This is a genomic window from Streptomyces sp. NPDC057438 (genome assembly GCF_042802995.1).
In the GTDB taxonomy this organism is placed as follows: domain Bacteria; phylum Actinomycetota; class Actinomycetes; order Streptomycetales; family Streptomycetaceae; genus Streptomyces.
In genome coordinates, this window is the sequence record NZ_JBHVDD010000081.1 from 24,019 (window position 1) to 47,507 (window position 23,489).

At 71.1% G+C, this 23,489-nt stretch carries 22 protein-coding genes; 10 read left to right on the forward strand and 12 right to left on the reverse strand.

The window, feature by feature from the left end; translation table 11 throughout:
- Positions 1 to 43: 43 nt before the first annotated feature.
- The 7 genes from ACFU5F_RS32840 to ACFU5F_RS32870 all read right to left on the reverse strand — a co-directional run bounded on the left by ACFU5F_RS32840 (position 44) and on the right by ACFU5F_RS32870 (position 6,448).
- Positions 44 to 1,090, reverse strand: coding sequence for an asparaginase (locus ACFU5F_RS32840; RefSeq protein ID WP_383895296.1), 1,047 nt, complete (start codon positions 1,088 to 1,090; stop codon positions 44 to 46).
- Positions 1,091 to 1,098: 8 nt separating this feature from the next.
- Positions 1,099 to 2,547, reverse strand: coding sequence for an amino acid permease (locus tag ACFU5F_RS32845; protein WP_383895237.1), 1,449 nt, complete (start codon positions 2,545 to 2,547; stop codon positions 1,099 to 1,101).
- Complete coding sequence (locus tag ACFU5F_RS32850; RefSeq protein ID WP_383895240.1) at positions 2,544 to 3,275, reverse strand: FadR/GntR family transcriptional regulator; 732 nt, start codon at positions 3,273 to 3,275, stop codon at positions 2,544 to 2,546. The genes ACFU5F_RS32845 and ACFU5F_RS32850 overlap by 4 nt, the downstream gene beginning before the upstream one ends.
- 65 nt (positions 3,276 to 3,340) lie before the next feature.
- Positions 3,341 to 4,174, reverse strand: coding sequence for an undecaprenyl-diphosphate phosphatase (locus ACFU5F_RS32855; protein ID WP_383895242.1), 834 nt, complete (start codon positions 4,172 to 4,174; stop codon positions 3,341 to 3,343).
- A gap of 126 nt (positions 4,175 to 4,300) precedes the next feature.
- Positions 4,301 to 4,675, reverse strand: coding sequence for a fluoride efflux transporter CrcB (crcB, locus tag ACFU5F_RS32860; protein ID WP_383895245.1), 375 nt, complete (start codon positions 4,673 to 4,675; stop codon positions 4,301 to 4,303).
- On the reverse strand, positions 4,672 to 5,232 hold the full coding sequence (gene crcB / locus ACFU5F_RS32865) for a fluoride efflux transporter CrcB (protein WP_383895248.1): 561 nt from the start codon (positions 5,230 to 5,232) through the stop codon (positions 4,672 to 4,674). Before crcB (ACFU5F_RS32865) ends, crcB (ACFU5F_RS32860) begins: the two co-directional genes overlap by 4 nt.
- Positions 5,233 to 5,461: 229 nt before the next feature.
- Complete coding sequence (locus tag ACFU5F_RS32870; protein ID WP_383895251.1) at positions 5,462 to 6,448, reverse strand: SMP-30/gluconolactonase/LRE family protein; 987 nt, start codon at positions 6,446 to 6,448, stop codon at positions 5,462 to 5,464.
- Positions 6,449 to 6,560: 112 nt separating this feature from the next.
- On the opposite strand from ACFU5F_RS32870, the gene ACFU5F_RS32875 reads away from it, so the two are divergent.
- The gene (locus ACFU5F_RS32875; protein ID WP_383895254.1) at positions 6,561 to 7,457 is read left to right on the forward strand and encodes a hypothetical protein; all 897 of its coding nucleotides are present in this window, start codon (positions 6,561 to 6,563) and stop codon (positions 7,455 to 7,457) included.
- Here the strand turns inward: ACFU5F_RS32875 and ACFU5F_RS32880 are convergent.
- Positions 7,448 to 9,016 carry an arabinogalactan endo-beta-1,4-galactanase gene (locus ACFU5F_RS32880; protein ID WP_383895257.1) on the reverse strand — a complete coding sequence of 523 codons (1,569 nt, stop codon included), beginning with the start codon at positions 9,014 to 9,016 and terminating at the stop codon, positions 7,448 to 7,450. The genes ACFU5F_RS32875 and ACFU5F_RS32880 overlap by 10 nt on opposite strands.
- 160 nt (positions 9,017 to 9,176) lie before the next feature.
- Positions 9,177 to 11,198, reverse strand: a complete 2,022-nt coding sequence (locus ACFU5F_RS32885; RefSeq protein ID WP_383895260.1) for a beta-galactosidase — start codon at positions 11,196 to 11,198, stop codon at positions 9,177 to 9,179.
- A gap of 170 nt (positions 11,199 to 11,368) precedes the next feature.
- Between ACFU5F_RS32885 and ACFU5F_RS32890 the strand changes: the two genes are divergently transcribed.
- The 6 genes from ACFU5F_RS32890 to ACFU5F_RS32915 all read left to right on the forward strand — a co-directional run bounded on the left by ACFU5F_RS32890 (position 11,369) and on the right by ACFU5F_RS32915 (position 16,728).
- Complete coding sequence (locus ACFU5F_RS32890) at positions 11,369 to 11,941, forward strand: winged helix-turn-helix domain-containing protein (RefSeq protein ID WP_383895299.1); 573 nt, start codon at positions 11,369 to 11,371, stop codon at positions 11,939 to 11,941.
- The gene (locus tag ACFU5F_RS32895; protein ID WP_383895302.1) at positions 11,857 to 12,423 is read left to right on the forward strand and encodes a transposase; all 567 of its coding nucleotides are present in this window, start codon (positions 11,857 to 11,859) and stop codon (positions 12,421 to 12,423) included. Before ACFU5F_RS32890 ends, ACFU5F_RS32895 begins: the two co-directional genes overlap by 85 nt.
- Positions 12,424 to 12,555: 132 nt before the next feature.
- Positions 12,556 to 13,878: an ABC transporter substrate-binding protein gene (locus tag ACFU5F_RS32900; RefSeq protein ID WP_383895263.1), complete on the forward strand. Its 1,323-nt coding sequence runs from the start codon at positions 12,556 to 12,558 to the stop codon at positions 13,876 to 13,878.
- On the forward strand, positions 13,875 to 14,798 hold the full coding sequence (locus tag ACFU5F_RS32905; protein ID WP_383895266.1) for a carbohydrate ABC transporter permease: 924 nt from the start codon (positions 13,875 to 13,877) through the stop codon (positions 14,796 to 14,798). The genes ACFU5F_RS32900 and ACFU5F_RS32905 overlap by 4 nt, the downstream gene beginning before the upstream one ends.
- Positions 14,795 to 15,700, forward strand: a complete 906-nt coding sequence (locus ACFU5F_RS32910; RefSeq protein WP_383895269.1) for a carbohydrate ABC transporter permease — start codon at positions 14,795 to 14,797, stop codon at positions 15,698 to 15,700. Before ACFU5F_RS32905 ends, ACFU5F_RS32910 begins: the two co-directional genes overlap by 4 nt.
- Positions 15,697 to 16,728 (forward strand): LacI family DNA-binding transcriptional regulator, encoded by a 1,032-nt coding sequence (locus ACFU5F_RS32915; protein ID WP_383895272.1) that lies wholly within the window; start codon positions 15,697 to 15,699, stop codon positions 16,726 to 16,728. The genes ACFU5F_RS32910 and ACFU5F_RS32915 overlap by 4 nt, the downstream gene beginning before the upstream one ends.
- 57 nt (positions 16,729 to 16,785) lie before the next feature.
- Here ACFU5F_RS32915 and ACFU5F_RS32920 read toward each other — a convergent pair whose 3' ends face one another.
- A complete protein-coding gene (locus ACFU5F_RS32920; protein ID WP_383895275.1) occupies positions 16,786 to 18,399 on the reverse strand; it encodes an MFS transporter in 1,614 nt (537 codons plus the stop codon).
- 226 nt (positions 18,400 to 18,625) lie between these two features.
- Between ACFU5F_RS32920 and ACFU5F_RS32925 the strand changes: the two genes are divergently transcribed.
- On the forward strand, positions 18,626 to 19,426 hold the full coding sequence (locus tag ACFU5F_RS32925) for a VOC family protein (RefSeq protein WP_383895277.1): 801 nt from the start codon (positions 18,626 to 18,628) through the stop codon (positions 19,424 to 19,426).
- Positions 19,427 to 19,449: 23 nt separating this feature from the next.
- Here ACFU5F_RS32925 and glgX read toward each other — a convergent pair whose 3' ends face one another.
- Both glgX and ACFU5F_RS32935 read right to left on the reverse strand, forming a co-directional pair.
- Entirely contained in the window at positions 19,450 to 21,549 is a 2,100-nt protein-coding gene (glgX, locus tag ACFU5F_RS32930; protein ID WP_383895280.1) for a glycogen debranching protein GlgX, read from the reverse strand.
- A gap of 23 nt (positions 21,550 to 21,572) precedes the next feature.
- Positions 21,573 to 22,088: a pep a2 gene (locus ACFU5F_RS32935; RefSeq protein WP_383895283.1), complete on the reverse strand. Its 516-nt coding sequence runs from the start codon at positions 22,086 to 22,088 to the stop codon at positions 21,573 to 21,575.
- A gap of 268 nt (positions 22,089 to 22,356) precedes the next feature.
- Here ACFU5F_RS32935 and ACFU5F_RS32940 point away from each other — a divergent pair, with 268 nt between their 5' ends.
- On the forward strand, positions 22,357 to 22,764 hold the full coding sequence (locus ACFU5F_RS32940; protein ID WP_383895285.1) for a DUF5133 domain-containing protein: 408 nt from the start codon (positions 22,357 to 22,359) through the stop codon (positions 22,762 to 22,764).
- A gap of 59 nt (positions 22,765 to 22,823) precedes the next feature.
- Positions 22,824 to 23,489: maltotransferase domain-containing protein (locus tag ACFU5F_RS32945; protein WP_383895288.1), on the forward strand; the 666-nt coding region annotated here is incomplete at its 3' end.

Genomic DNA, 23,489 nt, shown 5'->3' on the forward strand with positions numbered 1-23,489 from the left:
CGAGAAGCCCCACCGGGCCGGCAGTCGACAACCCACCCGACGGTCAGGGCAGTCGCGGCAACGGATCCAGCGCCCGCACCACGCCGACCCGCCCGACCTCCCGCCCGCCCCCGAGCAACGCCTCACCGGAGAACGCGGCGAGAGCCTCGGGGTCGACCCCGGCCCACACGAGCGCGGCGGCCGTCACCGGCACCCGCGCCCGGTTCGCGCCGTCGGCGATCTTGACGGCGACGGCCCGGCCGTCGGGGAGGGCGGCGACCTGGACGCCCTCGAAGCCGTCCTTGGTGAGCAGTCCGGGCACGGCCCGCATCAGCTCGGCCACGTCGCGCCCGGCGCCGGACGCCATCTCGGCGTGGGCGCGCACGGCGTCGGCGACCGTGCGCTCGGGGGTGCCCTCGGCGGCGGTGGTGATCCGAGCGAGGGCACGGGCCAGGCCGTGCAGGGAGACGGAGAAGAGGGGGGCGCCGCAGCCGTCGACGGTCACCCGGGCGACGGCCTGCCCGGTGAGGTCCTCGACGATCTCCGCGATGGCCTGCTGCAACGGGTGGGCCGGGTCGAGGTAGTCGTCGAACGACCAGCCGTTGAGCCGGCAGGTGTAGAGCATGGCCGCGTGCTTGCCCGAGCAGTTCTGCGCGAGACGGGAGGGCTGCCTCCCCTCGCGTATCCACTGGTCCCGGACCGCCGGGTCGAAGGGCATGTCGGTGACGTTGCGCAGGTCGTCCTCGCTCGCCCCGGCCAGCTGAAGGATCTGCCGGGCTCCGGCGAGGTGGCGTTCCTCGCCGGAGTGGCTGGCCGCGGTCAGGGACAGCAGTGCGCCGTCCAGCGGCAGTCCGGCGCGCAGCATCGCCACGGCCTGGACCGGCTTGAGCGCCGACCGGGGGTAGAACGCCGCCTCGATGTCGCCGAGTTGGAGTTCCACCTCCCCGTCGGCGCCCAGCACCACGACCGAGCCGTGGTGGACACCCTCGATGACACCTCCGCGTACGAGGTGGGCGACGGGGGCGTGGAGCGGTTCCCGGATCACGGGGGCCGCGGCCACCGGAGCCGCAGGGATCGCCGCGGCGCCGGTGGTCGTGGGGTCGTACGTCACTGCGTGGATCACTTCTTCACTCCGGCCGACTGCTGGGCGACCCGGCGACGGACGCCGAACCACCCCGCGATCAGCGCCAGCACGATGAGGGGGAGGCACAGTACGGTCGTGCGGCCCGCGCCGCCGTCCGCGTACATCAGGACCAGGACCGACGCGAGGAAGAAGAGAGTCACCAGTTCGGTCCACGGGGAGCCCGGCAGCCGGTAGCTCGGCCGGGTCAGCTCGCCCTTCTCGGTCTTCTGCCAGAACACCAGGTGACAGATCATGATCATGCCCCAGGTGCAGATGATGCCGATGGCGGCGAAGTTGAGCACGATCTCGAACGCGTCGGCCGGGACCACGAAGTTCAGTCCGACACCGAGCACACAGATACCGCTGGTGAGCAGGATGCCGCCGTAGGGGACCTGGTTGCGGCTCATCACGCCGGTGAACTTCGGGGCGGAGCCCGCCATCGCCATCGAGCGCAGGATGCGGCCGGTGGAGTACAGACCCGAGTTGAGCGAGGACATGGCCGCTGTCATCACGACCAGGTTCATGATGCCGCCGGCCGCGGGGACGCCGATGTTGGAGAGCACCGTGACGAAGGGGCTCTCGCCCGCCTTGTACGAGGACCAGGGCAGCAGCATCGCAAGCAGCAGGACGGAGCCGACGTAGAACAGGCCGACACGCCACATGATCGAGTTGATCGCCTTCGGCATGATCTTCTCGGGGTTCTCGGTCTCACCGGCGGCGACGCCGACCAGTTCGACGGAGGCGTAGGCGAAGACGACACCCTGGATGATCAGCAGCATGGGCAGCAGACCGTTGGGGAAGATGCCGCCGTTGTCGGTGATCAGGGACGGGCCGGGGGTGTGGCCGTCGACGGGCTGCTGGGTGACCAGCAGGAAGATGCCGATCAGCATGAAGGTGACCAGCGCACCGACCTTGATGATCGCGAACCAGAACTCCAGTTCGCCGAACATCTTCACAGAGATCAGGTTCACGGCGAGGACGACCCCGAGCGCGATCAGCGCGATCACCCACTGGGGGATGTCGGAGAACATGCCCCAGTAGTGGGTGTACAGGGCGACCGCGGTGATGTCGGCGATACCGGTGGTGGCCCAGTTCAGGAAGTACATCCAGCCGGCCGTGTAGGCGCCCTTCTCGCCGAGGAACTCCCGGGCGTAGGACACGAAGGCACCGGAGGAGGGCCGGTACAGGACCAGTTCGCCGAGGGCGCGGACGACGAGGAAGGCGAAGACTCCGCAGACCGCGTAGGCGATGAAGAGGGACGGCCCGGCGTCGGCGAGGCGGCCGCCGGCGCCGAGGAACAGGCCGGTGCCGATCGCTCCGCCGATGGCGATCATGTTGACGTGGCGGGACTTCAGGGACTTGCTGTAGCCGGCGTCTCCGGCGTCGACGTGGGCCGGCGACTGCCCGGCCTTCACGTCGTCCTTCTCGAGGGACTGCTCGCTCACGCCTCGGGTCCGCCTTCCGTGGAACTCTCCGTGCGCGGGGAACGCACGATGTCGGTGAGGGTGGTCTCGACGCGGTCGAGGTGGTGGGACATGGCCTCCACCGCGTCGTGTTCGGAACCGTCGATCAGCGCCTCGACGATGGCCCGGTGTTCACGGTTGGACTGCTCGCGCCGTCCGCCCAGTTCGTTGAGGAAGGCCGACTGGCGGGCCAGCGCGTCCCGGATCTCCTCGATGACCCGGCGGAACACCGGGTTCTGGGCGGCCTCGGCCACGGCCAGGTGGAAGAGGGAGTCCATCGCGACCCACGCCGTGGTGTCGGTCTCCCGCTCCATCCGGTCCAGCAGATGGGCCAGGTGGTCCAGGTTCTCCGGGGTGCGGCGAACCGCCGCGTACCCGGCGACCGGGATCTCCACGTGGCGGCGCACCTCCAGCAGGTCGCTGGCCGTGAAGTCGCCGAAGGTGGGGTCCTCGACGGCGCTGGAGATCACGAAGGTGCCCTTGCCGGTGCGGGACTGGGTCAGGCCCATCACCTGCAGGGCCCGCAGCGCCTCGCGCAGGACCGGACGGCTCACTTCGAGCTGCCGGCACAGCTCCGCCTCCGAGGGGAGCTTGTCGCCGATGGCGTACTTGCCGCGCTCGATGGCGTCGCGGAGGTGGGTGAGCACCGCTTCCATGGCGCTGACGCGCCGGGGTGCCGAGCCACCTGTCTGGCTGTCTGACAGGTTCACGGGGGTGATCCTGCGGGTGACGGGAGGGGGCTGTCAAGAGGTCAGGAATTCGATCTTCGAGCCGGTCAGCTCAGCCCGCCCGCGGCGAGCAGTCCGAGGAGGAGAACCCCGACGACGATCCGGTAGCCGATGAACACGTTGAAGGAATGCCTGGTCACGAACTTCAGCAGCCAGGCGACCGAGCCGTAGGCGACCACGAAGGAGACGGCCGTTCCCGCGATCAGCGGGGCGGCGCCCACCCCCGCGCCGAGGGCGTCCTTCAACTCGTAGATCCCCGCGCCGGTCAGGGCCGGAATGCCCAGGAAGAACGAGAGCCGGGTGGCCGCGACCCGGTCGAGGTCGAGCAGCAGCGCGGTGGACATGGTGGCGCCGGAGCGGGAGAAACCGGGGAAGAGCAGGGCGAGGATCTGCGAACCTCCGACGAGCATCGCGTCCCTGAACCGGGTGTCCTCCTCCGCGCGTCGGCGGCGGCCCACCTGTTCCGCGACCCACATCACACCGCTGCCGACGATCAGCGAACCGGCCACCACCCACAGCGAGGCGAGCGGCCCCTCGATGAGCGACCGGGCGGCCAGCCCCACCAGCACGATCGGGACCGTCGCGGCGATCACCCACCAGGCGAACCGGTAGTCGCGGTCCTGCCGCTCCCCCGCGTGGAGGAGCCCCCGGAACCAGGCGGAACCGATCCGCGCGATGTCCTTGCGGAAGTAGACGAGCACCGCGGCGATCGCGCCGACCTGGATCACCGCCGAGAACCCGACGACGGCCCTGTCGTCGACCTGGATCCCCATGAGACCTTCGGTGATCTTCAGATGGCCGGTGGAGGACACCGGCAGGAATTCCGTCACGCCCTCCACCGCTCCGAGGACGACGGCCTGACCGACGCTGATGGTGCTCATGGGGTCCAGTTCTGCTCGGCGAGGACATGGCCGGGGGGCGCATGGCTGAGGTGTGACCGCCACGGCTCACGGCGACCGTGATCGCGCCGGGGAGGCAGTCGTACTACGGCCGGGTAAGGGCCGCGCTCAGCCCCAGAGGGCCCGTGCCACCGCGAGTCCCACGGCGACGGCGCCCAGGCCCGCCGTCACGCTCGCGACCACGTTGGCGACGGCGGGCACACGGGCGCCGTCCTGGGCCAGCCGCAGGGTCTCGTACGAGAAGGTCGAGTACGTGGTGAGCGCCCCGCACAGTCCGGTGCCGAGCAGAAGTTGCAGGTGGGAGCCTGCAGCACCGGCGGCGACGGCGCCGGTGAGGGTGCCGAGGACCAGGGATCCGGTGACGTTGACGGCGAGCGTCCCCCACGGGAAGGCGGTGGCGTGCCGGGACTGCACGGCGCGGTCGGTGAGGTAGCGCAGGGGCGCGCCGACCATGCCGCCGACGATGACGAGCACCCAGTTCACGACGACCTCTTACCTTTCTCGCGGGTTGCCGGGTCCGGTTCGGTCCGGGTCAGGGCGGCAGGCCCGGCCCGCAGCAGCCGGCGGGCCGTCGCCGTCGCGAGCCAGACTGCCGCCAGGGCGGCGAGGAGGGTCGCGGCGAGATAGGCGAGGGCGGTACCGGGACGGTCCTCCTCCATCAGGCGCTGGATGTCGACGGCGTACGTCGAGAACGTGGTGAAGCCGCCGAGGACGCCCGTGCCGAAGAAGGGCCGCACGAGCCGGTGGGCGGGCCGTCCCTCCGTGATCACGACCATGAAGAGGCCGATCACGAAGCAGCCGGCGACGTTCACCCAGAACGTGGTCCAGGGGAAGCCGGCCGCTCCCGTGGGCCACAGGAGGGAGGCGCCGTAGCGTGCCGTCGCGCCGATGCCACCGCCGGCCGCCACGACCGCGACCACGGGCGCCTGTCCGTGCCATCGCGCGGGCCGGGGCGGATCGGCCACGGGGGCGTCGGGGGACAGCGCGGGTTCGGTCGCGCCCGGCGAAGGGGCTTCGGGTTCGGGGTGGGGGGCCGACATGGCTGTGCGTCTCTCCTACTCGCCGGGGCCCGGCGTCCGCCGGGCGCGCTCCGTCGCAAGCAGGGACCGTTGTCGGCACCGGTGCCGCGGTTCGGGTACGGCGGGCCCCACCGCCGCGCCGCGAGGGATCGCGGCCGGTCGCCAGCGTAACGCGGCCGTGCTCCGCCGCGCACCCGGCCGGTGCCCGGGCGCACCCCCGGGCCACGACGTTCCTCTCCGGGGCCTGTCGTCACACCGCCACCGGCGGCAGCTCGCACACCGCGACGCCTCGCTCCCACAGGCTCCCGAGGATCAGCCGGCCGTCGACCACACAGGCGGCGGTGACCATACGGAAGCGGGACCGGCGGTCGATGAGGGTGTGGGCGATGTCTCCCCGGTCGTCGACCGCGACGACCCCGGCGAAGCCGAGAGGCCGGAACGGCGCCCGTACCGCGACCCGGCCCGCCGCCCGCCGCACGGCGGGGCTCGCGCGGTGCAGCCGGTCGAGGGCGCCGATGCGCGGTCCCGCCAACGCCACCCACATCAGCCCGTCGGGGCCGCGCCACATGTTTTCGGGCGTACCCGGCAGATCCTCGGCGAAGGGCTCGCTCGTGCCCGCCCGTGCCCCGGCGAGGTGGACGCGCGTCAGCCGCCGGGCACCCGTCTCCGCGACGACGAGGAAGGACTCGTCGGCGGAGGCCGCGAGACCGTTGGCGAACTGGAGCCCCTCCAGGACCACTTCGGGCGTCGGCTCCCCCGGCGCCAGGCGCAGCAGCCGCCCGGTCCCGGTGTGTTCGACGATGTCGCCGATCCAGTGGTGGAGGGGGTACCGACGGCTGGAGACGGTGAAGTACACGGTCCCGTCGGAAAGCGCCACGACGTTGCTGCAGAACCGCAGCCGCTCGCCGCCCGCCTCGTCGGCGAGCACCCGGACCGTGCCGTCGCCGGCCGTGACCCGCAGCAGTCCCCGCTCGGCGTCGCACACCAACAGATCACCGTCCGGGAGGAGTTCGAGGCCGAGCGGCCTGCCGCCCGTGTCGGCGACCGTCTCGACCCGCGCCCGCCCCGGTTCCGCGAGCCCGTCCACCCGCAGGACGCGCCCGTCCTCGACACCGGTCAGCACCCGTCCGCGCTCGTCGGCGATCACGTCCTCGGGTCCGCGCCCGCCGATCCCGACGAAGGCCGCCGCCGTGAGTGCGGCGCCCCGTGCGCCCGTCCTGCCCGCCCCGCCTGTCATGTCCGCCTCCTGGTCGTCCGCCCGCTGCCCGCGCCGGTCCATCCTGGCAGGCGGCCGGGCCGCACCCCATGACCTCGGGTTAGGTTGGCCGTCACCGACCAGGGAGACCGCCGTGCCCGCCCGCCCCCGCCTGCTGTACGTCACCGACCTCGCGTATCCGGCCCGCGGGCGGCGTTACGGCGACGAGGACGTCTTCCTCACCTCCCGGCTGCGCGCGGACTTCGACCTCGCCCTGTGCCACCCGCTGGACGCCGCGGCCCTGCTGGACGGCTTCGACGCGGCCGTGGTCCGCAACAGCGGGCCCGTCCTGCACCACCCGGAGGCGTACGACGCCTTCCGCGCTCGGGCGAAGGCGCTCGGCACCCCCGTCTACAACCCGCTGACCGGCCGGGCCGACATGACCGGCAAGCAGTACCTGGTGGACCTGACGGAGGCCGGGTACCCGGTCGTCCCCACCGTCGACAGGGCCGAGGGCCTGGGACGGCTGCCCGAGACCGACACCTACGCGGTGAAGCCGAGGACCGGCGCGGACTCGATCGGCCTGCGCTTCCTGACCGGTGCCGAACTCACGGATCTGACCTGGGGCGACGACCTGGTCCAGCCCCGCGTCGACTTCCGCTACGAGGTCTCCTTCTACTACGTCGACGACACCTTCCAGTACGCCCTGTACGCGCCGGACCCCGCCCGGCGCTGGGTCCTGGAGCCCTACACGGCCTCGGCGGCCGACCTCGCCTTCGCCCGGCGGTTCATCGACTGGAACACCCTCGACCACGGCATCCAGCGGGTGGACGCCTGCCGCACCCGGGAGGGCGACCTGCTCCTGGTCGAGCTGGAGGACCTCAACCCGTACCTCTCCCTGGACCGGGTGCCGGAGCCGGTCCGGGACGCCTTCGTGACCGCCCTGACCGGCTCGCTGCACGACTTCCTGGGACGGCAGCCTGCTGAACACCCGAAGGGCCGCACGCCGGGACGTGCGGCCCTGGACTCAGCGCCGGTCCCCTACCGGTGACCGAACCAGGCCATCGCCGGGAGCGCCCTGTCGTCGTACCCGAACAGGGCCTGGTTCTCCCACCCGTTGCCGGAGCCCGCGTCCGTCGGGTCCCATCCGTTGCCCGCGACGGCGGTCCACGTCGACTCCCAGTAGAAGATCCCGAGGCCACGGCCGTTCGGGACGGCCTCGACGATGCTCGCGACGTCCTTCATCCACCGGGTCTGGCCGGCGGTCGTGGCCGGGTAGCCGGCGACCAGCTCGCTCGGCAGGTCGATGATGTTCTCGTGCGCGTCCTTGCTGTCCAGCCGGAACGGGTAGGCCGTCTCGGCCAGGTACACCGGCTTGCCGTACCGGGCGGCCGCGTCGTCCAGCGTGGTCTGGAAGTCGGCCAGCGTGCCGTGCCAGTAGCCGTAGTACGACAGCCCGATGACGTCGAACCTGACGCCGTTGGACACGGCGTTGTCGAACCACCAGCGGGTGCCGGACAGGTCGCCGCCCTTGGCGAGGTGCAGCGCCACCCGGGTGCCGGAGTTGACCGCCTTGACCGCGTCGTAGCCGGAGTTGAGCAGTCCGGCGAGCTGCGGCCAGTTGGAGGTGGAGCCGGCGGACCAGAGCATGCCGCCGTTGATCTCGTTGCCCACCTGGACCATGTCGGCGGTGGTGCCCTGGGACTTCAGGGCGCTGAGGACGTCGTGGGTGTGGTTGTAGACGTCCGCCTTCAACTGGCTGTAGCTGTGCCCGGCCCACGCGGACGGCACGGTCTGGGCGCCCGGGTCGGCCCAGGTGTCCGAGTAGTGGAAGTCGACCAGCAGCTTCATGCCCTGCGCCTTGACGCGCTTGGCGGCGGCCAGCACGCGCGCCTTGTTGTTGTAGCCGTCGGCCGGGTTCACCCAGACCTTGAGGCGGGCGTAGTTCTGACCGGCGTTCTTCAGGATGGCGAGCGCGTCGCCGGTGGTGCCGGAGCTGTTCTTGTAGACCCCGCCCCTGGCCTCGCTCTTGACGAGGGAGGACACGTCGGAGCCCTTGATGGACAGGCCGGTCGAGCCGGACGTGAAGGTCAGGTCGTCGACGTTGAGCCAGTTGCCCGCGCCTGCGTCGGAGTTGACGCTGATGGTGCACTGGTTGTTCGTCACCGCGATGGAGGTGACGATCCGGATCCAGCCGCTGGAGGAGACCGGGATGTCGGTGCGCTGTTCGGCGCTGCCGCAGTTCTTCAGCGCGAGGTACGCGGAGTTCTGGCCGCCGCCGGAACGCACCCAGGCGGTGAGCTTGTAGGTGCCGTTGGTCAGGCCGGACAGGTACTGGTAGGTCTCCACCTTGTAGGCCGAGGCCGACCAGTGGCTGAGGCGGTAACTGCCGCCGTGGCCACCGGACTCGGTGAAGGAGGCGGAGTTCTGCCCGGTCGCCGAATAGGTCGACCAGCCGGCCGGTGTCGCGGTCCCGGTGCCGTCGGACTCGAAGCCCCCGTTGGTGAGGGTGGAGGCCGCGGCTGCCGGGCCGGCGGGCAGGGTGGTCAGTGCCAGACCTGCGAACAGCGGTATGAGCAGGGCCCGGAGGGCGCGTCTCGCGTGGAACATCGTCGTCCCTTCGACGAAGGTGGGGACCTGGTTGCACGGTGCCGTGGCGGCGCCGCACCCGAAGGCCGTGGGCGCGGCGCCGCCGGTACCGGCCGGAAGTCCCCAGAGATCCGGCCGGTGTTCGGGGGGGGGGTGGCGGGCGTCGGATCGTACGCGGTGATCAGTGGTCGAGGCGTACGACCCGGACGCCGCCGGCGGGGACGGCGAGATGGCCCGCCGTCCGTTCGCCGGTGAGGAGTTCGGTGCCCTCGGTGTCGAGCGGCACCTTCGTGTCGGCCGCGGTGTGGTTGATGGCGAAGAGGAAGTCGCCCGACTCCCCCGCGCGGCGCACCACTTCGACGTCGCGCGGCAGGTCGCCGCGGGGCGCGAGGCCCGCGTCGTCGGCGGCCCAGCCGAGCAGCGCGTCCAGGCCGTGCGCGTCGAGACGGGTCGACACGTACCAGGCGGAGCCCTCGCCGAGCCGGTGGCGGGTGACGGCGGGCCGGCCGGCGGTGAGGCCGTCGGCGTACGTCCACACGGGGTCGGCGCCGCGCGGCACCACGAACTCCGTCCACACGTCGCCGGTCAGCTCGGAGCCGTCGGGGCCGGTGATCCGTACGCTCTCCCCGGCCTGCAGCGGCGAGAACTCCTCGATGGTCAGGCCGAGCACGTCCCGCAGGGCGCCCGGGTAGGGGCCCTCGTGGACGGCGTCGTGCTCGTCGACGATTCCCGAGAAGCAGGAGACGACGAGGGTGCCGCCGTTGTCGACATACTCCTCGAGGTTGTTCCCGGCCGCTTCGGTGGTCAGGTACAGCGCGGGGACGACGACCAGGGGGTAGGCCGACAGGTCGGCTTCCGGGTGGGCGAAGTCGACCGTGAGGTGGCGGTCGTAGAGGGCCGCGTAGAAGGCGTCGGCGCGTTCGCGGGCGTCGTGGTCCTCGGTGGGGCGCCAGGCGAGGTTCTGCGCCCACCAGGAGTGCCAGTCCCACAGGACGGCGACGTCGGCGACGGTCCGGCTGCCGCGGATCTGGCTCAGCGAGTCGAGACAGGCGCCCAGTTCGACGACCTCGCGCCACACGCGCGACTCGGTGCCGGCCTGCGGCAGCATCGCCGAGTGGAACTTCTCGGCGCCGCGCCGGGACTGCCGCCACTGGAAGAACATGGCGCCGTCGGAACCGCGCGCCACATGGGCGAGCGAGTTGCGGGCCATCTGGCCGGGGGCCTTGGCGGGATTGCGGGCCTGCCAGTTGATGCCCGAGGTGGAGTGTTCCAGGAGCAGCCAGGGGGCGCCGGCGCCGACGGAGCGGGTGAGGTCGGCGGCCATCGCGAGGTTGACGTGGGTGCGGCGGCCGTCGGTGATCAGGTAGTGGTCGTTGGTGACGAGGTCGACCTCGCGGCCCCAGGCCCAGTAGTCCATGGAGTCGCACTGGCTGAGCGCGGTCATGAAGTTGGTGGTGACCGGGATGCCGGGGGCGAGGCGGTGCAGGATGTCCCGCTCGGCGACGAAGTTCTCGCGGACGGTCTCGTCGGCGAACCGCTTGTAGTCGAGTGCCTGGCCGGGGTTGCCGACGGTGGGGGTCGTACGCGGCGGGTTGATCTGCGCGAAGTCCGTGTAGTGCTGGCCCCAGAAGGCCGTGCCCCAGGCTTCGTTGACCGCCTCGACGTCGCCGTACACACGCTCCAGCCAGCGGCGGAAGTGCGCGGCGCAGGAGTCGCAGTAGCAGGCGGAGACGGGGACGCCGTACTCGTTGTGCACGTGCCACAGGGCGAGCGCCGGGTGGCCGGCGTAGCGCTCGGCGAGCCTGGTGGTGATGGTCGCGGCGGCGGCGCGGTAGTCGGCGTTGCTGTGGCAGATGGCGCCCCGGGAGCCGAACTCGTAGCGGGTGCCGTCGGCGGTCACGGGCAGCGCCTCGGGGTGCTCGCGGTAGAACCAGACGGGCGGGACGACGGTGGGGGTGCCGAGGTCGACGCGGATGCCGTGGTCGTGGAGGAGGTCGAGCAGCCGGTCGAGCCAGGCGAAGTCGTACACCCCGCGCTCGGTCTCCAGCAGGGCCCAGGAGAAGATCCCGACGCTCACCATCGTGACGCCGGCCTCGCGCATCAGCCGGACGTCCTCCTGCCAGACGGTTTCCGGCCACTGCTCGGGGTTGTAGTCCCCACCGAAGGCGAGCCTGGTGAGGCCCGTGGGGGTGGTCTCCGGCATGGATCTCTCCCATTGTGTTGATCATTTGGGAACGTGCACACACAGGATCGGCGGTGCTTGAGCCCAACATACTGACTTCGGCTCGTCAGGGTGAATCTTCGCGAAGTCCCTGAGGGGCCCGGAGCGGTGGCTGTATCTCGTGCTGTGTGAGGTATGCGGATGGGGGCGGGCTGACCCCTGCGGGGCGGCAACGCCGGGAGACGGTACGGATGCAGGCAGCCGAGCTGTTCGAGCAGAAGATCACGCCGCGGGAAGTCGCAAGACGCCTGCGGGTGAGCCTGAAATCGGCCTACCAGTGGCACCAGCTGTGGCGGGACGGCGGTCGTGAGGCTCTGGCCTCCCGTGGCCCGGGCGGGTCGCGGTGCCGTTTGTCACCGCGCTGCCTGGAGAAGCTCGCCGGGTATCTCGAGCAGGGGCCGGCCGCGCATGGATGGGTGGAGGACCAGGTGTGGACCGCGGCGAGGGTGGCCACGCTGATCGGCCGGAAGTTCCATGTCTCCTACAGCGTCTCGGGTGCGACGCGGTTGATGCATCGGCTCGGCTTCAGTCCGCAGGTTCCCGCGCGGCGGGTCGCCGAGCGCGACGAGCAGGCCGTGACCGCGTGGAAGGAGGCAACCTGGGCGGAGGTAAAAGAGCCCGGGCGGCCTGCGGGGGCTACATCTGCTTCGAGGACGAGGCAGGTTTCACCCGGCGGCCGCCCAAAGGACGCACCTGGGGCCGACGCGGCCGCACCCCGGTCGTGACGGTGAGCGGGCGGCGCTCAGGACGCCTGTCGGTGGCCGGGCTGATCGCGATGCGGCCCGGTTTTCGGACCCGGCTGTGCCACCGCTTACGCACGCACCGAGCGGGCAAAGGCAGACGTCGCAGCATGGGCGAGCGGGACTTCATCGCGCTGATCGACGGCGTGCACCAGCTCGTCAAGGCGCCCATCGTGCTGGTATGGGACCGGCTGAACACCCACGTCTCCCGCGCCATGGGCGAGCTGATCGCCGAGCGTGAATGGCTGACGGTGTTCCTGCTGCCCGCCTACTCACCCGACCTCAACCCCGTCGAGTGGGTATGGGCGCACGTCAAACGCAGCCTGGCCAACCTCGCCGTCGTCGCCCTCGACCGGCTTGAGACTCTCGTACGCAACAGGCTCAAGCGCCTTCAGTACCGGCCAGACACCCTCGACGGCTTCATAGCCGGCACCGGCCTGGCCCTCGACGAACCACCGTCACCCTGACAAGCCGAAGTCAGTAACCGCACAGCAACAACCATTGACAAGTGTCCAGAATGTTTCTCTACTGTGAACGCTCACAGAAGCATGGCACGGTCCTCGCAGCAGCCGAGGACCCAGGTCAGGGGAGAAGGATCCATGCCCAACATCACGAAGCACGGGCGTTTCGTGGCCACCGCCGTCGCCGTCACGCTCGGCGCCACCACACTCGCCGCCTGTGGCGGGTCCGACGACGACAGCGAGTCCCAGGCGGGGCCCGCGAAGCTGACGTACTGGACCTGGACGCCGGGCATGGACAAGGTCGTGGACCTGTGGAACAAGGGTCCCGGCAAGGAGCAGCAGATCACCGTCACGGTGAAGAAGCAGGCCTCCGGCGACACCCTGGTCACCAAGATCCTCACCGCGCACAAGGCGGGCAAGGGCCCCGACCTGGTGCAGGCCGAGTACCAGGCACTGCCGACGCTGGTCAGCAATGACGCCGTCGCCGACATCGCGGGCGAGGCGGGCGACGCGAAGGACAAGTTCGCCACCGGTGTCTGGCAGCAGACCACGCTGGGCTCGGACGCCGTGTACGCGATACCGCAGGACATCGGGCCGATGATGTTCTACTACCGCGAGGACCTCTTCAAGAAGTACGGCCTCACCGTTCCGAAGACGTGGGACGTGTTCGCCGAGACCGCGCGCAAGCTGAAGAAGGCGGACGCGGACATCGATCTGACGACGTTCTCCGCGAACGACTCCGGCCTCTTCGCCGGCCTCGCCCAGCAGGCGGGCGCGCGGTGGTGGACCACCGAGGGCCAGAAGTGGAAGGTCGGCATCGACGACACCGCCACCCGGCGGGTCGCCGACTTCTGGGGCGGCCTGGTGAAGGAGGGCGCCGTCGACAACCAGCCGATGTACACCCCGGCCTGGAACAAGGCTTTGAACACCGGCAAGCAGATCGCCTGGGTCAGCGCCGTGTGGGCGCCGGGCACGCTGACCACCGCCGCACCCGACACCAAGGGCAAGTGGAAGGTGGCGCCGCTGCCGCAGTGGTCGGCCTCGGAGAACACCACCGGCAGTTGGGGCGGCTCCTCGACCGCCGTCACCACGGACTCGAAGAACAAGGGTGCCGCCGCGAAGTTCGCCACCTGGCTGAACACGGACCCCGACGCGCTGACGGCGCTGGCGAAGGAGGGCGGCATCTACCCGGCCGCCACCACCGCGCAGACCAGCGACGCGTTCGCCCAGCCGCCGGCCTTCTTCTCCAACCAGGCCGACTTCTACGGCGTCGCCTCCGAGATCGCGAAGACGACCGCGCCCTCCGCGTGGGGCCCGAACGTGAACGTCGCGTACACCACCTTCAAGGACGCGTTCGGCGCCGCCGCGAAGAACAGGTCGGGGTTCGGCACCGCCCTGAGGACGATGCAGGACGACACGGTCGCCGACATGAAGAAGCAGGGCTTCGAGGTCGCTCAGTGACAACGGCACGCCGGAGGTCGTACGGGGTCAAGGGGGCCCCGTACGCCTTCCTCCTCCCCGCGACGATCCTGTTCGCACTCTTCTTCGCGCTCCCGATCGGCTACGCGGTCTGGCTCAGCCTCCACAAGGTGCAGGTCAAGGGGCTCGGCCTCGGCTCGGGCGCGCGCAGCGAGGTGTGGGCGGGCATCGAGAACTACACCGACGCGCTGACCGACTCCGAGCTGCTGGCCGGCGCCCTGCGCGTCCTCGGCTACGGCGCGATCGTGGTCCCGGTCATGCTCGGCCTGGCGCTGGTCCTCGCCCTGATGGTGGACAGCGACAAGGTGCGCCTTGCCCCCTTCACCCGGCTGGCGATCTTCCTGCCGTACGCGGTCCCGGGCGTCGTGGCGGCCCTGCTCTGGGGCTTCCTCTACCTCCCCGACGTCAGCCCCTTCTACTTCCTGCTGGACAAGCTGGGCCTCCCCCAGCCGGACCTGCTGGACGGCGGCGGCCTGTACGCGGCGCTGTCGAACATCGCGATCTGGGGCGGCACCGGCTTCAACATGATCGTCATCTACACCTCGCTGCAGGCGATCCCGGCCGAGGTGTACGAGGCGGCGAAGCTCGACGGCGCGAGCCCGCTGCAGATCGCCCTGCGGATCAAGATCCCGATGGTGGCGCCCTCGCTGGTGCTCACCTTCTTCTTCTCGATCATCGCCACACTCCAGGTGTTCAGCGAGCCCACCACCCTCAAGCCCCTCACCAACTCGGTCTCCACCACGTGGAGTCCGCTGATGAAGGTGTACCGGGACGCGTTCGGCGAGGGTGACATCCACTCGGCGGCAGCAGGTGCCGTGATCATCGCCGTGGCGACCCTGGTCCTCTCCTTCGGCTTCCTCAGGGCCGCGAACTCCCGTCAGAAGCAGGAGGCAGCACGATGAGTTCTCTTGCCGTCCGCAAGGCCGCCCCGGCGACCGGCACCACGCCCGGCACCGCCCAGGGCCCGCCGCTGCGCCGCCGGATCGCGCTCGTCCCGACGCTCACCCTGCTGCTGGGCGCGCTCTACTGTCTGCTGCCCGTCGCCTGGGTGCTGATCGCGGCCACCAAGTCGGGCAGTGAGCTGTTCTCCACCTTCACCTTCCTGCCGGGCACCGGCTTCTCGGACAACCTGTCCGACCTCAACGCCTACCGCGACGGCATCTACTGGCAGTGGATGGGCAACTCCGCCCTCTACGCCGGTCTCGGCGCCCTGCTGTCCACCGCCGTCTCGGCGATCAGCGGCTACGCGCTGGCGATCTACCGCTTCCGGGGCCGCGAGGCCGTCTTCAACGTCCTGATGGCGGGCGTGCTGATGCCGCCGGTGATCCTGGCGATCCCGCAGTACCTGCTGATGGCGAAGGCGGACCTCGCGGACAGCCACTGGTCGGTGCTGCTGCCGCTGATCCTCTCCCCGTACGGCGTCTATCTGTCCCGGATCTACGCCGCTGCCGCCGTCCCCGCCGACGTGGTGGAGGCCGGGCGGATGGACGGGGCGAGCGAGTGGCGGATCTTCGCCCGGGTCGCGCTGCCGATGATGGTCCCGGGCCTGGTGACGGTCTTCCTGTTCCAGTTCGTGGCGGTCTGGAACAACTTCCTGCTGCCGTACATCATGCTCAGCGACGACGAGAAGTTCCCGATCACCCTGGGCCTGTTCACCCTCCTCGAACAGGGCGCGAACACCCCGGCGCTCTACACCCTGGTGATCACGGGCGCCCTGCTCGCGGTGATCCCTCTGATCGCGCTCTTCCTGGTCGTGCAGCGCTTCTGGAGCCTCGATCTGCTCTCCGGAGCCGTAAAGTCATGACCATGAGCAACACCGGGGGCAGGCGCAGGGCGCCGACCATTCACGATGTGGCGCGCGAGGCGGGAGTCTCCCGGGGGACGGTCTCGCGTGTGCTCAACGGTGGCCACTACGTCAGCCCGACGGCAGCCGAGGCGGTCAACGCCGCGATCCGGAAGACCGGTTACGTCGTCAACCGGCACGCCCGCTCGCTGATCACGGGCCGCTCCGACTCGATCGGCTTCCTGCTGACGGAACCGCAGGAGAAGCTGTTCGAGGACCCCAACTTCAACGTGCTGCTGCGCGGTTGCACCCAGGCCCTGGCCGCGCACGACATCCCCCTGCTGCTGATGGTGGCCGGCACGGCGGACGAGCGGCGCCGGATCACCCGCTACATCACGGCAGGCCACGTCGACGGGGTCCTGCTGGTGTCCAGCCACTCCGGCAACCCGGTCGCCCGGGAACTGCGCGAGGCGGGCATCCCCCTGGTCCAGTGCGGCAAGCCGATGACTCCCGGCTCCAAGGTGAGCTATGTGGCCGCCGACGACCGGGACGGCGCCCGGGACATGGTGCGCCATCTGCTGTCGCTGGGCCGCCGCCGCGTCGGTGTCGTGACCGGGCCGCTGGACACCCCCGGCGGCGTCGACCGTCTCGCCGGGTACAAGGAGGTCCTCGGGGAGGCGGGCATCGGGATCGACGAGCGGCTCATCGTCTCCGGTGACTACAGCCGGGCCAGCGGCGAGGCGGGCACCGACCTGCTGCTGGAGCGGGCCCCCGACATGGACGCCGTGTTCGTGGCCTCCGACCTGATGGCGCAGGGCGCCCTGGCGGCGCTGCGCCGGGCGGGGCGCCGGGTTCCCGAGGACGTGGCCGTGGGCGGCTTCGACGACTCGGCGGCGGCGACCGAGGCGGTTCCCGCCCTCACCACCATCCGCCAGCCCTACGACCGCATCAGCACCGAGATGGTGCGGGTGCTGCTGGCCCAGATCGGCGGGGAGGACCCGGCGGCGGTGATCCTCCCGACGGAACTGGTGCGGCGGGAGTCGACGTAGGACGCCGCGCGGCACGGCCCGGGGAGCAGGCTTCCCGGGCCGCCCCGCCGTCCGGCCTCAGTGGTGCACGGGCTGCCGGTCGGGGGTCCGCTTCTCCTCGGTGACGCGGGTGCCCGGATGCCGCAGCGCGCACAGGAAGCCGATGCCGAGCGCGATGGCCATCCCGTAGAACACCCACTGGTTGGCCTCGGCGAAGTCCATGCGGATGGCGTCCGTCGAGTCCCGCACCACCGTGCCGACGGGGCCCTCGCCGCTCGGCGCCTGGCCGTCCGGATTGCCGGTGACCGACTCGGAGATGTCACGGGCCACGTCCCGCGCCGTGGCGTCGGGCACCCCCTTCGAGGTGAGCGTCTCCACCACCTTGTCGGTGGTGACGTGCGTCAGGATCGTGCCGTACACCGCGAGGCCCACGGCGGCCGCGTAGTTGCGGACGGTCTGGGTGATGCCGGTGACCTCGCCGTACGAGGCGTTGAGGGAGCGGTTCACGGCGTCGGTCGAGGCGGGCGCGAGCAGGAAGCCGATGCCGGCGCCGGCGAGGGCGACGTAGGGCCACTGGTCGTGCATCGAGAGGTCCGTCAGTTTGTTCGCCCACAGGGCGAAGCCGACCGCGCCGAGGGCCGTGCCGAGCTTCAGGGCGGGCCGGGCGCCGCGTTCGTCGAGGATCCGGCCGCCCCACTGGGAGGCGATGGCGAAGCCGATGAAGAAGTACAGCAGGAACAGCGCGGCCTGGTTGGGTGAGGCGCTGAGCGAGACCTGCGCGTACACCGAGGCGAAGAAGAACAGCGGGACGAAGGCGAGCATCGCGAAGAACAGGACCGCCGCGTCGACGCTGAACGCCTTGTCGCGGAAGACGTGGAGCTTGATGAGCGGTTCGTCGACGCGCAGTTCGTAGGCGCAGAACAGCACCAGGACCGCGAGCCCGCCGATGATGCAGGCCCAGGTGGCCACACTGCTCCAGCCCCAGGCGGAGGCCTGTTGCAGGCCGAGCACGCTCAGCCCCATGCCGACGGCGACGAGCACGGCGCCGGGCACGTCGAGACGTTCACGGCGGGCCTGGTGCGGGATGCGGGCGAGGGCGGTGAGGACGAGCGCGACGATGGCGACGGGCACGTTGACCCAGAAGATCGCCCGCCAGGTCCAGCCGGTGAGCCAGCCGCCGAGCAGCGGGCCTAGCGCCGTGAGGGCGCCCGTCAGCCCGAAGAAGAGGGCGAGGGCCCGGCCCCGCTTGTCGACCGGGAAGACGGCGATGACGACGGCGAGCGCGGCGGGGAACATCAGCGCGGCACCCAGGCCCTGCGTGGCCCGGAAGGCGATCAGCCAGCCCAGCGCGAAACCGTCGTCGGGGACGCAGCCGCAGAGTACGGAGGAGACGACGAAAAGCAGGGTGCCGGTCACCGCCATCCGTCGGTGACCGAGGATGTCGGCGAGCCGCCCGCCGAGCGCGAAGAACGCGGCGAGGGCGAGCAGATAGGCGTTGACCACCCATTGCATGCCCGACGAGGAGAGACCGAGTTCGTCGACGATGCTGGGGGCCGCGATGGCGACGATCGTCTGGTCGATGAACGTCATCGACACGGCGAACATCATCGCCACGAGAGCGAGTGTCTGGTGGGGCGCGGCGGAGCCGGATGCGCCCGGCCCGGGCCCGGAACGTTCCGTTGTGTCGGCCATGGGCAGAATTTTCCCTTGATCGGCCTCCTGGCGCATGCGCGCGGCGTGGGCACCCGGTAAGGGCCCGTAGCTCCTGGTCATCACCCGAACGGTCGTCCGAAGATCGCCCGCCCACCGGGATCGGAACGCCGACTCGGGGGTACTCGACGCGCGCCGGCCCCGGATCCGGTTGGACACTGGAGTGCGGCCGGGGTGTGCCGGCGGACGAGACCAGGACGCGACTGCCATGAACAGCGACAGCAATTTCGGGGGCGCGGAGCACGTCGTCTCCAGCCATTCCGTCTTCGGGGCCCCCTGCTGGGTGACCCTCACCAGCCGGGACCTGCCGGCCACGGAGGACTTCTACGCCGCCGTGCTGGGCTGGCGATGGCGTACGGCCAAACTGGGCGACCACTTCCGGATCGCGCTGGCGGGCGGGGTGCCGGTGGCCGGGATCGCCGGGGTGGCGTCCCTGTGGCAGATGGCGGTGGCCTGGACCCCGTACTTCGCGGTGTCCGACGCGGACGCGGCGGCGTCCCGGGCCCGGGAGCGCGGCGGCACGGTCGCCGTCGGCCCCCTGTCCTTCCCGCCCGGCCGGGCGGCCCTGCTGGCCGACCGGCACGGTGCCTCCTTCGGGATCTGGGAGGGCGCCCTGTTCACCGACTGGGAGACCTGGCGCAAGGCCGCCCCCGCCTTCATCCGGCTGCACACCCGTGACGCCTTCGACGCCGCGATCTTCTACGGCGAGGTCCTGGAGTGGGCCACCGAGAAGCCCGGCTGCTGCGAGGTCCACTACGAGGGGAACGAGGTGGTGCTGCGCAGCGAGGGCGAGGCCGTGGCCCGGATCACCTCCGGCGCGCTGGAGGCCGCGCCGGACCCCACGATCCGTCCGCACTGGCAGGTGCACTTCTCCGTCTCCGACGTGGCGGCCTGCGTCGAGGCCGCCGAGCACCACGGCGGCACGATCCTGGCGCACGACGCGGACGAGGCGGTGCTGCGCGACCCGGACGGGGCCCAGTTCACGATCACCTCACGCACCAGGCGCTGACCCGCGCCGGACCCCGGCCCGGGTCAGGTGCCCCGGCAGGGCCGGGACAGCAGGACCAGACTCCGGGCCTCGACGGTGATCGCCGCGCCCGCCTTGTGCTCCGTCTCGTCGGGGACGCCGTCCGGCTCCGCGGCCGTGTCGAGGAGGCTCGCCCACCGCTCGCCGTACGTGGTGCCCGGCAGGCGGAACTCCCTCGGCTCCCAGTGGCTGTTGAGCAGCAGCAGGAAGGAGTCGTCGACGACCCGGCCGCCGTGGGGGTCGGGTTCGGCGATGGCGTCGCCGTTGAGGAAGACGGCCACGGCGTGCGCGTCGGATCGGTCCCAGTCGGCGTCGGTCATCTCGGCGGCGTCCGGCAGCAGCCACACCAGGTCGGGCAGCGGCTGGTCCGCGCGGGTCGGTGTGTCACCGCGGAAGAACCGGAGGCGGCGCAGCACCGGGTGCGCGGCCCGGAGCGCGATGAGGCCGCGGGTGAACGCCAGGAGCGCGTCGCGTTCGGGGTCCGGCCGCCAGTCGAGCCAGGAGATCCCGTTGTCCTGGCAGTAGGCGTTGTTGTTGCCGAGCTGGGTGCGGCCCGACTCGTCGCCGTGCCCGATCATCGGGATGCCCTGGGAGAGCAGCAGTGTGGCCAGGAGGTTGCGCTGCTGACGGGAGCGCAGCGCGCGCACGCGCGGGTCGTCGGTGGGCCCCTCGACCCCGCAGTTCCAGGACCGGTTGACGCTCTCGCCGTCCCGGCCGCCCTCGCCGTTGGCCTCGTTGTGCTTGTCGTTGTACGACACGAGGTCGCGCAGGGTGAATCCGTCGTGCGCGGTGACGAAGTTGACGCTGGCGCGCGGGCGCCGGCGGCTGTGCTCGTACAGGTCGGCGGAGCCGGTGAGGCGGGAGGCGAACTCGCCGAGCGTGTGCGGGCGCCCGCGCCAGAAGTCCCGTACGGCGTCCCGGTACTTGCCGTTCCACTCCGACCACAGCGGCGGGAAGTTGCCCACCTGGTAGCCGCCCTCGCCCACGTCCCACGGCTCGGCGATCAGCTTGACACGGCTGATCACGGGGTCCTGCTGGATCAGGTCGAAGAACGCCGAGAGGCGGTCCACCTCGTGGAACTGCCGGGCCAGCGTGGCCGCGAGGTCGAAGCGGAACCCGTCGACGTGCATCTCGGTGACCCAGTACCGCAGCGAGTCCATGATCAGCTGCAGGACGTACGGGTGCCTCATCAGCAGGCTGTTGCCGGTGCCGGTGGTGTCGTAGTAGTGGGCCCAGTCGCCGTCCACGAGCCGGTAGTACGAGGAGTTGTCGAGGCCGCGGAAGGAGAGGGTGGGGCCCTTCTCGTTGCCCTCGGCGGTGTGGTTGTAGACGACGTCGAGGATCACTTCGAGGCCGGCCGCGTGCAGGGCCTTGACCATGGACTTGAACTCGGTGACCTGCTGGCCCCGGGTGCCGTGGGCGGCGTAGGCGTTGTGCGGGGCGAAGAACCCGATGGTGTTGTAGCCCCAGTAGTTGGTGAGGCCGCGGTCCAGCAGGACGCCGTCCTGGACGAACTGGTGCACGGGCATCAGCTCGATCGCGGTCACGCCCAGCGAGGTGAGGTGCTCGACGACGGCGGGGTGGGCCAGCCCCGCGTAGGTGCCGCGCAGTTCGGGCGGCACCTCGGGGTGGGTGCGGGTGAGGCCGCGGACGTGCGCCTCGTAGATGACGGTCTCGGCGTAAGCCCGCCGGGGCGGGCGGTCCTCGCCCCAGTCGAAGTACGGGTCGGTGACCACGCCGAGCATGGTGTGTCCGGCGCTGTCGCCACCGGGCTCGTACAGGGAGGGGTGGTTGTCCGTCTGCCCGTCCACGGCCCGGGTGTAGGGGTCCAGCAGCAGCTTGGCCGGGTCGCAGCGGTGGCCGGCGGCGGGGTCCCAGGGGCCGTGCACGCGGTAGCCGTAGCGCTGTCCGGGCCCGACGCCGGGGAGGTGGCCGTGCCAGACGAATCCGTCGGCCTCGGTGAGCGGGACGGGTCGGTGGGCGCCGTCATCGTCCACGAGGACCAGGTCCACGCGCTCGGCGACTTCGCTGAACAGCGCGAAGTTGGTGCCGGTGCCGTCGAAGGAGGCACCCAGCGGACAGGGGTGCCCGGTCCACACGGGCACCCCTGTCCGGTCCGGTCGCAGCGTCACCGCGCGGCCTCGCACGGGTCCGCCGTCTCGTCGCCGGGCACTCCGGCGAGCAGGGCGACATGCGTTTCGCGGGGGACCTGGAGCACTTCGCGCAGGGCCGGCTCGGGCACGGTGGGGACCAGGGGAACGCCCTGGTCGACCGGCGCCCGCTGGGTGAACCAGACGACCGTGCTGCCGGCGGCCGTCGTACAACAGCCCCAGCCGTCGCTGAGCGCGGCGATACGGGTCAGGCAGGGGCGCAGTTCCCGGTCCGGGCGCATCTCCCGGTCGTTCGCGCCGACCGCCGCGATGAGGTGCTGGCCGTTCCACCACATCTCGATCGAGGTGTTCTTGTCCGTCGCGTGTTCGTCGATCGCGCGCAGCAGCAGTTCGGCACTGTGGCAGACGGTTCCTGCGAGGGTCTCCAGGTCCCAGAACCGGAGGTGGGCGGCCAGGATGCGCTTGACCTGGCCGACCCGTTCGGGACCGACCTCCACGTCGAGGTGGTAGTAGCGAGGCACTGCGGTCTTCATCGTCGTTGGCTCCTCACCGGCGAAGCTCCCGCCCCATGAGCACGAAGCGTGAGCACCGATCACTTCTGAGTCAGCTCCCAGAGTGGGAGTGCTACGCCATTCGTGCAACACGAGCGTCCGCCAAGGTAGTTGAAGTGCCAACAAGACGCCCGGTCGCCACCTGTGCACCATGAGTGAAGGCATCGGCCCCGCGAGGCGCCGGTGCCCCTCCGTGCACGACCTCCCACGGGAAGCGTGCTCCGTCGAGAGTGCCGGGAGGGACCAGCGCATGTTGCTGCCCGCCAAGAACGAGGTGGCCAGACATCTGCGGCGCTACCGCACCTGGGAGCGCGCGATGCTGGCGTCCCCGACCGACCGCGCGGCCCGGGACAGTTTCGAGGATTCGGGCTACACGCTGTGCGTGCTGATGGGCAAGCGGTGCGCCCGCGAGGCCGTGACGGCCGCCGAGCGCTATCTGCAGACGAGCCTGCCCGCCTATCTCCAGGAGCAGACCGGCCGCCCCCAGCCGGAGCAGAACAGCAGGAGCCGTAAGGAGCAGACCGGCCGCCCCCAGCCGGAGCAGCACGGCAGGAGCCGTAAGGAGCAGACCGGCAAGACCCGTCAGGACCAGCCCGGCACGCCCCGTTCCGCCCGACGCGGTCCGCCGTCCGGGCAGCGTTTCGCGGCGGGGCGGTAGGACCCGTTCAGTACCCGTTCGGCCCAGCGCCGATCCCGAGCACGGCGGAGGTGAGACCCATGAGTCCGATCCCGGCCCCGGCCCTCGGCCGCGTCCCCGTCAGGGACGTCCGCCCGCTCGTCGAGTGCGGCAGGCGTCCCGCGAAGGCGGTCGTCGGCGAGACCTTCGAGGTCACCGCGACGCTCTTCCGGGAGGGGCACGGCGTGGTCGCCGCCAATGTGGTGCTCAAGGATCCGGAGGGCCGCCCGGCCCCGTGGACCCCGATGCGCGAACTGGCCCCCGGCACCGACCGATGGGGCGCCTGCGTCACTCCGACCGCCGTCGGCCGGTGGACGTACCGCGTCGAGGCCTGGAGCGACCCGGTCGCCACCTGGCGCCACACCGCCCGCATCAAGATCCCGGCCGGCATCGACTCCGGGCTCGTCCTGGAGGAGGGCGCCGAACTCTACGCGCGCGCCGCCGCCGGGGTGCCCGAGGCGGACCTGCACGCGGTGCTGCTGGCAGCCGTACGGAAACTCCGTGACGACACCCTCCCGGTCGCCGACCGGCTGGCGGCGGCGTTGGCGCCGGAGGTGGACGAGGTCCTGGCCCGCCACCCCCTGCGGGAGCTGGTCACCTCCTCCGAACCCCTGCCCCTGCTGGTGGAGCGCGAACGCGCCCTGTTCGGCTCCTGGTACGAGTTCTTCCCCCGGTCCGAGGGCACCCCCTCCCAGCCCCACGGCACG